The organism is Methylobacterium sp. CM6244, assembly GCF_054817885.1.
In genome coordinates this window covers 2993420-3007158 of sequence record NZ_CM139247.1, presented here as the reverse complement: position 1 = coordinate 3007158, position 13739 = coordinate 2993420, and the positions used below count along the sequence as shown (strand labels likewise).

Below are 13739 nucleotides of genomic sequence, written 5' to 3'. Positions count from 1 at the left end.
CGCGAGGACCCGCCCCTCTGTCGATCCCAGCAGACTGAGCGTACCGAACTTAATCGTTGATGGCTGCGACGACGCCTGCGCCGACGGTGCGTCCGCCTTCACGGATGGCGAAGCGGAGCTTCTCTTCCATGGCGACGGGGACGATGAGGGTGACGTCCATGGTGACGCTGTCACCGGGCATCACCATCTCGGTGCCCTCGGGCAGTTCGCAGACACCGGTCACGTCGGTGGTGCGGAAGTAGAACTGGGGCCGGTAGTTGGTGAAGAACGGGGTGTGGCGACCGCCCTCCTCCTTGGTGAGGATGTAGGCCTCGGCCTTGAACTTGGTGTGGGGCTTGACCGAGCCCGGCTTGCACACGACCTGGCCGCGCTCGACGTCCTCGCGCTTGGTGCCGCGCAGGAGCACGCCGACATTGTCGCCGGCCTGGCCCTGGTCGAGCAGCTTGCGGAACATCTCGACGCCCGTGACCGTGGTGGTCTGGGTGTCGCGGATGCCGACGATCTCCACGGTCTCGCCGACCTTGACGATGCCGCGCTCGACGCGACCCGTCACCACGGTGCCGCGGCCCGAGATCGAGAACACGTCCTCGATCGGCATCAGGAACGGCTTGTCGATCGGACGCTCCGGCTGCGGGATGTAGGCATCCACGCTCGCCATCAGGGCCAGCACGGCGTCATGGCCGACGGCCTTGTCGCCGTTGTCGAGCGCGACCTTGGCCGAGCCCTTGGTGATCGGGATGTCGTCGCCGGGGAAGTCGTACTTGGAGAGGAGCTCGCGCACCTCCATCTCGACGAGCTCGAGGAGCTCCTCGTCGTCGACGAGGTCGACCTTGTTGAGGAACACCACCAGCGCCGGCACGCCGACCTGACGGGCGAGCAGGATGTGCTCGCGGGTCTGGGGCATCGGGCCGTCGGCGGCCGACACGACCAGGATCGCGCCGTCCATCTGCGCCGCACCCGTGATCATGTTCTTCACGTAATCGGCGTGGCCGGGGCAATCGACGTGGGCGTAGTGACGGTTGGCCGTCTCGTACTCGACGTGAGCCGTCGAGATCGTGATGCCGCGCGCCTTCTCCTCGGGGGCCTTGTCGATCTGGTCGTAGGCCGTGAACGTCGCGCCACCCGACTCCGCCAGGACCTTCGTGATCGCAGCCGTCAGCGACGTCTTGCCGTGGTCGACGTGACCAATCGTGCCAATGTTGCAGTGCGGCTTGGTGCGGGCAAATTTCTCTTTGGCCATCGTAGCCTCCGTAATCTCAGTGTTTCAGGTGATGCTGCTGCGGTCCGGAAAAGGCGGGAAGCCTTAAGCGTACTTCGCGACGACCTTCTCGGCCTCGCCGCGCGGCACCTCTTCGTAATGGTCAAACTGCATCGTGAAGTTCGCGCGGCCCTGGGAGAAGGAGCGCAGCTGGTTCACGTAGCCGAACATGTTGGCGAGCGGCACCATCGCGTTGATGACGTTCGCATTGCCGCGCATGTCCTGGCCCTGGATCTGGCCACGGCGGGAATTCAGATCGCCGATCACCGAACCGGTATACTCTTCCGGCGAGACGACCTCGACCTTCATCACCGGCTCGAGCAGGACCGATCCGCCCTTCTGGAGAGCCTCACGGAGCGCCGCACGAGAGGCGATTTCGAAGGCCAGAGCCGACGAGTCGACATCGTGATAGGCGCCGTCGATCAGCTCGACCTTGATGTCCACGACCGGGAAGCCGGCGAGGATGCCGGCGCCGAGCACCGAGTTGAGACCCTTTTCGACGCCCGGGATGTATTCCTTGGGCACCGTGCCGCCGATGATCTTAGAGGAGAACTCGAAGCCCTTACCCGGCTCGTTCGGCTCGACCACGAACTTCACCCGAGCGAACTGACCGGTACCACCGGTCTGCTTCTTGTGGGTGTAGTCGATCTCGGTGCGCTTCGTGAGCTTCTCACGATACGCCACCTGCGGCTGGCCGATATTCGCGTCGACCATGTAGGTACGGCGGAGGATGTCGACCTTGATGTCGAGGTGGAGCTCGCCCATCCCGCGAAGGATGGTCTGGCCCGATTCCTGGTCCGTGGAAACGCGGAAGGACGGATCCTCAGCAGCGAGCTTGGCAAGAGCGATGCCCAGCTTCTCCTGATCGGCCTTGGACTTCGGCTCCACCGCGATCTCGATGACGGGCTCGGGGAACTCCATCTTCTCGAGGATGACGGCGTCCTTCGGGTCGCATAGCGTATCGCCGGTACGAGTTTCCTTGAGACCAGCTAGAGCCACGATGTCGCCGGTGAAGGCTTCCTTCACGTCTTCGCGGTTGTTGGCGTGCATGAGAAGCATGCGGCCGACACGCTCTTTCTTGTCGCGCGACGAGTTGATGACGTTGGCACCAGACTCGACTTTGCCCGAATACACACGGCAGAACGTGATCGTGCCGACATGCGGGTCGTCCATGATCTTGAACGCCAGCATCGAGAAGGGATCGGCGTCGGACGGATGACGAACGGTCTCTTCCTCGGTCTTAAAGTCGAGGCCCTTGATCTCGCCGCGATCGGCGGGAGACGGCAGGTAGTCGACGACGGCGTCGAGCAGGGGCTGAACGCCCTTGTTCTTGAAGGCCGAACCGCAGAGCACGGGGTGGAAAGCGCGACGCTGGACAGCGGTGCGCACGAGGCGATGCATCGTCTCGGCATCCGGCTCGACACCGTCGAGATAGGCCGACATGGCATCGTCATCCATCTCGACGCAGGCTTCGACGAGCTTGATCCGGTATTCGGCGGCCTGATCGGCGAGGTCGGCCGGGATCTCGGTCTCAGAGAAATCGGCGCCGAGCTTCTCGGACGTCCAGACGATGGCCTTCATCTTGATCAGGTCGATGACGCCCTTGAAGGTCGTCTCGGCGCCGATTGGAAGCTGCAGGCAAACGGGCTTGCCGGCGACGCGGTCGATGATGTCGGCGACGCATTTGAAGAAGTCGGCGCCGATCTTGTCCATCTTGTTGACGAACACGACGCGCGGAACGTCGTACTTGTCAGCCTGACGCCAGACGGTCTCGGTCTGGGGCTCGACGCCCTGGTTACCGTCGAGCACGCAAACCGCTCCGTCGAGGACGCGCAGCGAGCGCTCCACTTCGATGGTGAAGTCCACGTGGCCGGGGGTGTCGATGATGTTCAGGCGCTTGTCGCGCCAGAAGCAGGTGGTCGCAGCGGAGGTGATCGTGATGCCACGCTCCTGCTCCTGCGTCATCCAATCCATCGTCGCGGCGCCGTCATGGACTTCGCCGATCTTATGGGACTTGCCGGTGTAGTAGAGGATCCGCTCAGTGGTCGTGGTTTTTCCAGCATCAATGTGAGCCATGATGCCGAAATTACGGTAGTCCTCGATCGCATGCGTGCGGGGCATCGGATTGCTCCTGAAAGGGTCCGGGGCCGCTTACCAGCGGTAGTGCGAGAAGGCGCGGTTGGCTTCAGCCATCCGGTGCGTGTCTTCCCGCTTCTTGACCGCGTTACCACGGTTATTCGCGGCATCGAGGAGTTCGGCCGAGAGGCGCTCGACCATGGTGCGGTCGTTGCGGCCACGGGCGGCCTGGATGAGCCAACGGATCGCCAGAGCCTGACGCCGCTCGGTACGGACTTCGACGGGGACCTGGTAGGTCGCTCCGCCGACGCGACGGGACCGCACTTCGATCGCCGGAGCGACGTTCTCGAGAGCGGCGCGGAACACCTCGATCGGGTTCGCACGGGCGCGGTTCTCGACGATGTCGAACGCGCCGTACACGATACCTTCGGCGATCGACTTCTTGCCCTCGTACATGATGGAATTCATGAACTTGGTGAGCACGATGTCGCCGTACTTGGCGTCCGGGATGATCTCACGCTTTTCAGCAGAATGGCGGCGGGACATCGCTCGCTCCGTCTATAAATCAAGGTCTTGAAACCACCCCGCGCAGGCCGCCTGAACCTCGTCGAGGTCGGCGACATCCTTACGGGATGAGCGAAATTCTTACTTCGGACGCTTGGCGCCGTACTTGGAGCGGCGCTGCTTACGACCCTTGACGCCCTGCGTGTCGAGCACGCCGCGCAGGATGTGGTAGCGAACGCCGGGAAGATCCTTCACGCGGCCGCCGCGGATCATGACCACGGAGTGCTCTTGAAGGTTGTGACCTTCGCCGGGGATGTACCCGATGACTTCGAAACCGTTGGTCAGACGGACCTTGGCGACCTTACGGAGAGCCGAGTTCGGCTTCTTCGGCGTCGTCGTGTAGACGCGGGTGCAAACGCCACGCTTCTGCGGGCAAGCGTCGAGCGCCGGCACCTTGTTGCGGCTCTTCTGCGCTTTACGCGGCTGAGCGATCAGCTGGTTGATCGTCGGCATACTCTGCCCTCTTCATTCGGACCGCTTAGGCGCGATCCCATGTTCGGCTTCACGATGCAGCCCGTTTCCGAGCTGTCGCGGATCTCGATAAGAAGATCCGCAAAACGAATATGCGCCATGGATCGGTGAGGACCCGTGGCGCGTGTTCGGCAGAGGATCACGCCTTACGACGCGCTCGTACCTACTGATCTGACAAGGACGTCAGTCGATGTGAGTGCCGGAACCGGATTAGCGATTGTCTTTCGGCCCGAGGGCCGCGACTCGCTATGTCCTGCTGTTGTGCCGGAGTGGCGTGCTTCTATGCTTGGGACGGCGGAACGTCAATCCCGAAGCGCGATAAAGTTTGGTCTGACCGGCGGTTAACGCCCGATTATTATATGGTTTTGGAGTTCTGCGCCTGGACGAGGCGATCCAGGGCGGTGTCACGGTCTCGGATCAACCTGCCGATCAGCTTGGCGGAGTCCTGGATGGCGGTTCACGTGCGGTGGATGGGTCCTGGTGGGCTGTCGGATGAGGCCGCACAGATGCTGCGATTCGTTGAGGTGCGGCCGGTACCGGGGAGCTCTCTCCGGTCCGAAGGCGGTGTTGCGAAATAAGAAGGGGCGGCCATCGCTGGCCGCCCCTTGTCTCGTTTGAAGGCTACGCGGAGATCACTCAGCGGCCGGCGGCAGCTCGCTGAGGGGCTGGGCGCCACTCTCGGCGGCCTTCTGCTGAAGGATCATGGCATCGCGACGCCGCGCCACGGCGCGGATGTCGGCTGCCATGGAGCCCGTACCGGCCGGAATGAGCGATCCGACGATGACGTTCTCCTTGAGACCCTCGAGATGGTCGATCTTGCCGTTGACGGCCGCCTCGGTGAGCACGCGGGTGGTTTCCTGGAACGAGGCCGCCGAGATGAACGACTTCGTCTGCAGGGACGCCTTGGTGATGCCGAGCAACACCGGCACACCCACGACGGGCTTCTTGTTCTCGGCGAGCAACTTCTCGTTGATGTCCGCGAGTTCCGTCCGGTCGATCTGGTCGCCCGTCAGGATCTCCGAATCGCCGCCGTCGGTGATCTCCACCTTCTGCAGCATCTGACGGACGATCACCTCGATGTGCTTGTCGTTGATGGACACGCCCTGGAGCCGGTAGACCTCCTGGATCTCGTTGACGAGGTAGGCAGCGAGCTCCTCCACGCCCTTGATCGCCAGGATGTCGTGCGGCGCCGGGTTGCCGTCGACGATGTAGTCGCCGAGCTCCACGACGTCGCCGTCTTGGAGGTGGATGTGCTTGCCCTTCGGGATCAGGTACTCGACCGCATCCGAACCGTCATGCGGAGTCAGCGTCAGGCGACGCTTGTTCTTGTAGTCGCGCCCGAACTGAATCGTGCCCGACTTCTCCGCGATGATCGCCGCGTCCTTCGGACGACGGGCCTCGAACAGCTCCGCCACCCGCGGCAGACCGCCGGTGATGTCGCGGGTCTTGGCCGAGTCGGTGGAGACACGAGCGAGGATGTCGCCGGCCTTCACCGTGCCACCCGGGTCGTAGCCGATGATGGCGTCGACCGGGAGGAAGTAGCGGGCATCCGAGCCGCGCGGCAGCTTCATCGGCCTGCCGTCCTGGTCGAGGACCAGCATGGCCGGCTTGAGGTCTGCCGTACGGGCCGTACCACGCCAGTCGATGACGACGCGCTTGGCGATGCCGGTCGATTCGTCGGTGGTCTCGGTGATCGACTGGCCGTCGATCAGATCCTCGTAGGCCACGATACCGTCGGTCTCGGTGATGATCGGACGGGTATAGGGGTCCCACTCGGCGATGCGCTGGCCACGCTTGACCTTGTCGCCCTCGTCGACCCGCAGTCGTGCGCCGTATTGCAGGCGGTGGACCGCGCGTTCCGCTCCATCGGTTCCGACGATGACCACCGCCACGTTACGACCGGTGGCGATGAGATCGCCATCGGTGTTGCGGGCGAGGGCACGGTTGCGGATCTTGATCGTGCCCTCGAAGCTCGACTCGATGAAGGACGAATCCGCGATCTGCGCCGCACCGCCGATGTGGAAGGTACGCATGGTGAGCTGGGTGCCCGGCTCGCCGATGGACTGCGCCGCGATGACGCCGACGGCCTCGCCCATGTTGACGGGCGTTCCACGGGCGAGATCGCGTCCGTAGCAGGTGGCGCAGACGCCGCTCTTGGTGGCGCAGACCAGCACCGAGCGGATCTTCACCTCCTGGATACCGGCCGCCTGGATGGCGGGCAGGTGTTTCTCCTCGATCGTCTCGTTGGTCTGGACGATGACCGTACCGTCCTGCGCCACGAGATCTTCGGCCGTGGCGCGGCCGAGGATGCGGATCGAGAGCGGAGCCACGACTTGGCCGGCATCGACGATGGCGCGCATCTTGATGCCGTTGGTGGTGCCGCAATCGACCTCACGAATGACGGCGTCCTGGGCCACGTCGACGAGGCGGCGGGTCAAGTAACCGGAATTCGCGGTCTTCAAGGCGGTGTCGGCGAGGCCCTTACGGGCTCCGTGCGTCGAGTTGAAGTACTCGAGAACGTCCAGGCCTTCCTTGAAGTTCGAGATGATCGGGGTCTCGATGATCTCGCCCGAGGGCTTGGCCATGAGTCCACGCATCGCGGCGAGCTGCTTCATCTGCGCCGGCGAACCACGGGCACCGGAATGGCTCATCATGTAGATCGAGTTGATCTGCTTGTCGGCGCCGTTCTCGTCCTTCTGCACGGTGGAGATGCGCAGCATCATCTCGGCGGCGAGCTTGTCCGAGCACTTGGCCCAGGCATCCACCACCTTGTTGTACTTCTCGCCCTGAGTGATCAGGCCGTCATTGTACTGCTGCTCGTAGTCCTTCACCAGCGCGCGGGTGTCGTCCACGATCGGCCACTTGTTGTCCGGCACGACCATGTCGTCCTTGCCGAACGAGATGCCGGCCTTGAACGCGTGGTTGAAGCCGAGCGCCATGATGCGATCACAGAAGATCACCGACTCCTTCTGACCGCAGTGGCGGTAGACGGTGTCGATCATCGCGGAGATCTCCTTCTTCGTCATCAGCTTGTTGACGACGTCGTAGGGGACCTTCTTGTGCAGCGGCAGGGCCGTGGACAGGATCACGCGACCGGGTGTCGTGTCGTAGGTCTGGGTCAGCGGCTCGCCATCGGGGCCGATGCCGTTCCACCGCCAGCGGATCTTCGAGTGCAGCTTCACGGTGTTGGCCGCGAGGGCGTGCTCGAGCTCGCCGATCGTGCCGAAGACACCCTGCATCGGGTTCTTCTTGTTGGTCGGGTCGAAGGCGCCGATGGCGCCCTCGGCCACGATCGACAGGTAGTACAGGCCGAGCACGATATCCTGCGACGGCACGATGATCGGCTGACCGTTGGCCGGGTGCAGGATGTTGTTGGTCGACATCATCAGCACGCGCGCTTCGAGCTGGGCTTCCAGCGAGAGCGGGACGTGGACGGCCATCTGGTCGCCGTCGAAATCGGCGTTGAAGGCGGCGCAGACGAGCGGGTGAAGCTGGATCGCCTTACCCTCGATCAGCTTGGGCTCGAACGCCTGGATGCCGAGGCGGTGGAGCGTCGGTGCGCGGTTGAGCATCACCGGGTGCTCGCGGATCACCTCGTCGAGGATATCCCAGACTTCGGGCTTCTCCTTCTCGACGAGCTTCTTGGCCTGCTTGACGGTGGCCGAGAAACCCTTGGCGTCGAGGCGCGCGTAGATGAACGGCTTGAACAGCTCCAAGGCCATCTTCTTCGGCAGGCCACACTGATGCAGCTTGAGCTCAGGGCCCACCACGATGACCGAACGACCGGAATAGTCGACGCGCTTGCCGAGCAGGTTCTGGCGGAAGCGGCCCTGCTTGCCCTTCAGCATGTCGGCGAGCGACTTCAGCGGACGCTTGTTGGCGCCCGTGATGACGCGGCCGCGGCGGCCGTTGTCGAACAGCGCGTCCACCGCCTCCTGAAGCATGCGCTTCTCGTTGCGGATGATGATGTCGGGCGCGCGCAGCTCGATCAGCCGCTTCAGACGGTTGTTGCGGTTGATGACGCGGCGGTAGAGGTCGTTCAGATCCGACGTGGCAAAGCGGCCGCCGTCCAGGGGGACGAGCGGGCGCAGGTCCGGCGGGATCACCGGAACGACGGTGAGGATCATCCATTCGGGTTTGTTGCCCGACATCTGGAAGGCCTCGATGATCTTCAGGCGCTTGAGAAGCTTCTTGGGCTTCAGCTCGGAGGTCGTGGTGGCGATTTCCTCGCGGAGCGAGTTCGCGATTCCGTCGAGGTCGAGCTCTTGGAGAATGCGCCGGATGGCCTCGGCCCCGATCATGGCGGTGAAGCTGTCCTCGCCGTACTCTTCCTGGGCGCGCAGGTACTCTTCCTCGGAGAGGAGCTGACGCTCCTTGAGGGGGGTGAGGCCCGGCTCGATGACGCAGTAGGATTCGAAGTAGAGGATGCGCTCGAGGTCCTTGAGCGCCATGTCGAGCAGCAGGCCGATGCGGCTCGGCAGCGACTTCAGGAACCAGATATGGGCGACGGGCGCGGCCAGCTCGATATGGCCCATGCGGTCACGCCGGACACGCGCAAGAGTGACCTCGACGCCGCACTTCTCACAGATGACGCCCTTGTACTTCATGCGCTTGTACTTGCCACACAAGCACTCGTAATCCTTGATCGGTCCAAAGATGCGCGCGCAGAACAAGCCGTCACGCTCGGGCTTGAACGTACGGTAGTTGATCGTCTCGGGCTTCTTGATCTCGCCGAAGGACCACGAAAGGATCTTTTCGGGTGAGGAGATCGAAATCTTGATCTGGTCGAAGCTCTGAGGCTGAGCCTGCTGGTTGAAAAGATTCATGACCTCTTGGTTCATGATCTGCTCCTGAGCTGACGGGCTGCACCCTCCGCCGAGGGGATGACCACGTGCTGAAATCGATGAGGCGCTGCGACCGGCCGGGTCGCCGCTGGCCTTCGTCCGTCGAGAGGCGCTTCCCCTCCCCGCTCGAACCGCGCCGGCTCACGGTGAGCCGGCGCGGGAGCGTATCGTGGGTCTTACTCAGCTGCCTCGGCGGGCGGGTCGAGCTGGTCGTTCGCGAGCTTCTTAGAGGAGGTGAGCTCCACGTTGAGGCCGAGCGAACGCATTTCCTTGACGAGCACGTTGAAGGACTCGGGGATGCCGGCCTCGAAGGTATCGTCGCCACGGACGATGGCCTCGTAGACCTTGGTACGGCCGGCGACATCGTCCGACTTCACCGTGAGCATCTCCTGCAGCGTGTAGGCCGCGCCGTAGGCCTCCAGAGCCCAGACCTCCATCTCGCCGAAGCGCTGGCCGCCGAACTGCGCCTTTCCGCCCAGCGGCTGCTGGGTGACGAGGGAGTAAGGACCGATCGACCGAGCGTGGATCTTGTCGTCCACGAGGTGGTGGAGCTTCAGCATGTAGATGTAGCCCATCGTCACCTTGCGGTCGAAAGGCTCACCCGTACGCCCGTCATAGAGCGTCGACTGCGCCGAGCGGTCGAGCCCGGCCATCTCCAGCATCGTCTCGATGTCGGCTTCCTTGGCGCCGTTGAACACCGGAGTGGCCATCGGCACGCCGCGGCGTACGTTGTTGGCCGCCTCCGCCATGTCCTCGTCCGACAGACCTTCGAGCTCGGACGGCGAGTAGATCGCCTCCATCTCCGCCTTGAGGGGGGCGATGTCGTTGCTGCGGAGGTAGGCGTCCACGGCGAGCCCGACCTTGCGGCCGAGACCGGCGGCAGCCCAGCCCAGATGGGTCTCCAGGATCTGACCGACGTTCATGCGCGACGGCACGCCGAGCGGGTTGAGCACGATGTCGGCATGCGTTCCGTCCTCGAGGAACGGCATGTCCTCGATCGGCACGATCCGCGACACGACACCCTTGTTGCCGTGACGGCCGGCCATCTTGTCGCCCGGCTGGATCTTACGCTTCACCGCGACGAAGACCTTGACCATCTTCATCACGCCGGGGGGCAACTCGTCGCCGCGCTGCAGTTTCTCGACCTTGTCGAGGAAGCGCTGCTCAAGGCGTTTCTTCGACTCGTCGTACTGCTTCTGCATCGCTTCCATCTCGGTCATGAGACGGTCGTCGACGACGGCGAACTGCCACCATTGCGAGCGCGGGTACTCATTCAGGAGCTCACGGCTGAGCGTGGTCTCCTTCTTGAAGCCCTTCGGACCCGCGATCGGCGACTGGCCGATCAGGACGCCGGCGAGACGGGCGTAGGTGTTGCGGTCGAGGATTGCCTGCTCGTCGTCACGATCCTTGGCGAGACGCTCGATCTCTTCGCGCTCGATGGCCTGGGCGCGCTCGTCCTTGTCGACGCCGTGGCGGTTGAACACCCGGACTTCGACGATCGTGCCGGTCACGCCCGGGGGAACCCGGAGCGAGGTGTCGCGCACGTCAGAGGCCTTCTCGCCGAAGATGGCGCGGAGGAGCTTCTCCTCCGGCGTCATCGGGCTCTCGCCCTTCGGGGTGATCTTGCCGCACAGGATGTCGCCCGCATGGACCTCGGCGCCGATATAGACGATGCCGGCTTCGTCGAGGTTCTTCAGCGCCTCCTCCGAGACGTTGGGGATGTCGCGGGTGATTTCCTCCGGACCGAGCTTGGTGTCTCGGGCCATCACCTCGAACTCCTCGATATGGATCGAGGTGAACACGTCATCCTTCACGATCCGCTCGGAGAGCAGGATCGAATCTTCGAAGTTGTAGCCGTTCCACGGCATGAACGCGACGAGCACGTTCCGGCCGAGTGCCAGCTCGCCGAACTCCGTCGACGGACCATCGGCGATGATCTCGCCCTTCTTGACCTGCTCGCCCACGCGGACCAGCGGCTTCTGTGTGATGCAGGTCGACTGGTTGGAGCGCTGGAACTTCTGCAGGCGGTAGATGTCGACGCCGGGCTTGTTGGCATCGGCCTCCTCGGTGGCGCGGATGACGATACGGGTCGCATCCACCTGATCGACGATGCCGGAGCGGCGCGCCGCGATGGCGGCACCCGAATCGCGGGCGACCACGGCTTCCATGCCGGTGCCAACGAACGGCGCGTCGGCGCGGACCAGCGGCACCGCCTGGCGCTGCATGTTCGAACCCATCAGAGCGCGGTTCGCGTCGTCGTTCTCGAGGAACGGGATGAGTGCGGCAGCTACCGAGACGAGCTGCTTCGGCGACACGTCCATGAGGTCGACGCGGTCCGGCGGCACGACGATGACGTCGCCGGCCCGACGGCAGACCACGAGGTCTTCCGTCAGCTTGAAGCTCTCGTCCATCTGTGCGTTGGCCTGGGCGACGTAGTACTTCGCCTCTTCCATCGCCGAGAGGTAGGAGACCTCCTTCGTCACCACGCCGTCCTTCACGCGACGGAACGGGGTCTCGATGAAGCCGTACTTGTTCACCCGCGCGAAGGTGGCGAGCGAGTTGATGAGACCGATATTCGGGCCTTCCGGCGTCTCGATCGGGCAGATGCGGCCGTAATGGGTCGGATGCACGTCGCGCACCTCGAAGCCGGCGCGCTCACGGGTGAGACCGCCCGGGCCAAGCGCCGAGAGGCGACGCTTATGCGTCACTTCCGAGAGCGGATTGGTCTGATCCATGAACTGCGACAGCTGCGACGAGCCAAAGAACTCACGCACCGCGGCCGCTGCCGGCTTCGCGTTGATGAGGTCCTGCGGCATCACCGTGTCGATATCGACGGAGGACATGCGCTCCTTGATGGCGCGCTCCATGCGGAGAAGACCCAGGCGGTACTGGTTCTCCATGAGCTCGCCCACCGAACGCACACGGCGGTTGCCGAGGTGATCGATGTCGTCGATCTCGCCCTTGCCGTCGCGCAGGTCCACCAGCGCCTTGACGACCGCGAGCATGTCCTCGCGGCGCAGGGTGCGCACGGTATCCTCGGCATCGAGGTCGAGACGCATGTTCATCTTCACGCGACCGACGGCCGAGAGGTCGTAGCGCTCGGAATCGAAGAACAGCGAGTGGAACATCGCCTCGGCGGTGTCGAGCGTCGGCGGCTCGCCGGGACGCATGACGCGGTAGATATCGAACAGCGCGCCTTCGCGGGACGAGTTCTTGTCCACGGCGAGGGTGTTGCGGATGTAGGGACCGACATTGACGTGGTCGATGTCGAGGACGGGAAGCTCGGAAACGCCGACCTCTTCCAGGCTCTTGAGGAGCTTGTCGGAGATTTCGTCGCCGGCCTCGGCCCAGATCTCGCCGGTCTTCGCATTGACCAGATCTTCTGCGATGTACTGGCCGATCAGGTCTTCGTCGGTGGCCTTCAGGAACTGGACACCGCGCTCGCTGATCTGGCGGGCGTTGCGGGCGTTGAGCTTCTTGCCGGCTTCGAGGACGACTTCGCCCGAATCAGCGTCGACGAGATCGACGGAGGCCTTGAAGCCCTTCAGACGGTCGGCATCGAACGGTACGCGCCATTCGGCGCCGTCGCGATCGTAGATGACGCGGTTGTAGAAGGTGGAGAGGATCTCCTCGCCGTCGAGGCCGAGGGCGAACAGCAGCGACGTCGCCGGAAGCTTGCGCTTACGGTCGATACGCACATGCACGATGTCCTTGGCGTCGAACTCCACATCGAGCCACGAGCCGCGATAGGGGATGATGCGCGCGGCGAAGAGCAGCTTGCCCGAGGAATGGGTCTTGCCCTTGTCGTGGTCGAAGAACACGCCTGGCGAGCGGTGCATCTGCGAGACGATGACGCGCTCGGTGCCGTTGACGATGAAGGTGCCGTTCTCCGTCATCAGGGGCATGTCGCCCATGTAGACGTCCTGCTCCTTGATGTCCTTGACGGACTTGGCACCGGTATCCGGGTCCACATCGAACACGATGAGGCGCAGCGTCACCTTGAGCGGAGCCGCGAAGGTGATGCCACGCTGGCGACACTCGTCGACATCGTATTTCGGCTGCTCGAACGTGTACTTCACGAATTCGAGGAGGGCCGTCGCCGAAAAGTCGGAGATCGGGAAGACCGACTTGAAAACGGTCTGCAGGCCTTCGTCGCCCCGTCCGCCTTCCGGCTCGTCCATCATCAGGAACTGGTCGTAGGACGCCTTCTGAACCTCGATGAGGTTCGGCATCTCGGCGACTTCCTTGATCTTGCCGAAAAACTTGCGAATGCGCTTGCGACCGACCAGCGTGTTGGCCATGGGTGACCTCGCTCCTACGTCCCGCGTACCGGGTGCCCGGGGAAGGCTTTATGCCTCCCGCGACCAGGCGATGAACCTGTCCCGCCGGACGAAGCCCACCCGAAATGAATGCCGCCGGTCCGTTCCAGGACCGCCCGGTCGCTTGAAGCGACCTTAGCCCACGGGTCGGAGACCCGCGGGCGTCGGTGCCGGCCGGCCCCGAAGGGACCGACCGGAAGTGACGGG

At 63.8% G+C, this 13739-nt stretch carries 6 protein-coding genes; all 6 read right to left on the bottom strand.

Annotated features, from left to right (window positions below):
• Positions 1-49 precede the first annotated feature (49 nt).
• The 6 genes from tuf to rpoB all read right to left on the bottom strand — a co-directional run bounded on the left by tuf (position 50) and on the right by rpoB (position 13514).
• Positions 50-1240 (bottom strand): elongation factor Tu, encoded by a 1191-nt coding sequence (tuf, locus tag ACYQML_RS13905; RefSeq protein WP_207412100.1) that lies wholly within the window; start codon positions 1238-1240, stop codon positions 50-52.
• A gap of 63 nt (positions 1241-1303) precedes the next feature.
• Positions 1304-3379 (bottom strand): elongation factor G, encoded by a 2076-nt coding sequence (gene fusA, locus ACYQML_RS13900; protein WP_461233127.1) that lies wholly within the window; start codon positions 3377-3379, stop codon positions 1304-1306.
• A 30-nt stretch (positions 3380-3409) separates the two neighbouring features.
• Positions 3410-3880 (bottom strand): 30S ribosomal protein S7, encoded by a 471-nt coding sequence (gene rpsG / locus ACYQML_RS13895; protein WP_018044233.1) that lies wholly within the window; start codon positions 3878-3880, stop codon positions 3410-3412.
• A 99-nt stretch (positions 3881-3979) separates the two neighbouring features.
• Positions 3980-4351 (bottom strand): 30S ribosomal protein S12, encoded by a 372-nt coding sequence (gene rpsL / locus ACYQML_RS13890; RefSeq protein WP_018044234.1) that lies wholly within the window; start codon positions 4349-4351, stop codon positions 3980-3982.
• A gap of 650 nt (positions 4352-5001) precedes the next feature.
• Positions 5002-9210 carry a DNA-directed RNA polymerase subunit beta' gene (rpoC, locus tag ACYQML_RS13885; protein WP_461233126.1) on the bottom strand — a complete coding sequence of 1403 codons (4209 nt, stop codon included), beginning with the start codon at positions 9208-9210 and terminating at the stop codon, positions 5002-5004.
• A gap of 179 nt (positions 9211-9389) precedes the next feature.
• Complete coding sequence (gene rpoB / locus ACYQML_RS13880) at positions 9390-13514, bottom strand: DNA-directed RNA polymerase subunit beta (protein ID WP_056429690.1); 4125 nt, start codon at positions 13512-13514, stop codon at positions 9390-9392.
• Positions 13515-13739 lie beyond the last annotated feature (225 nt).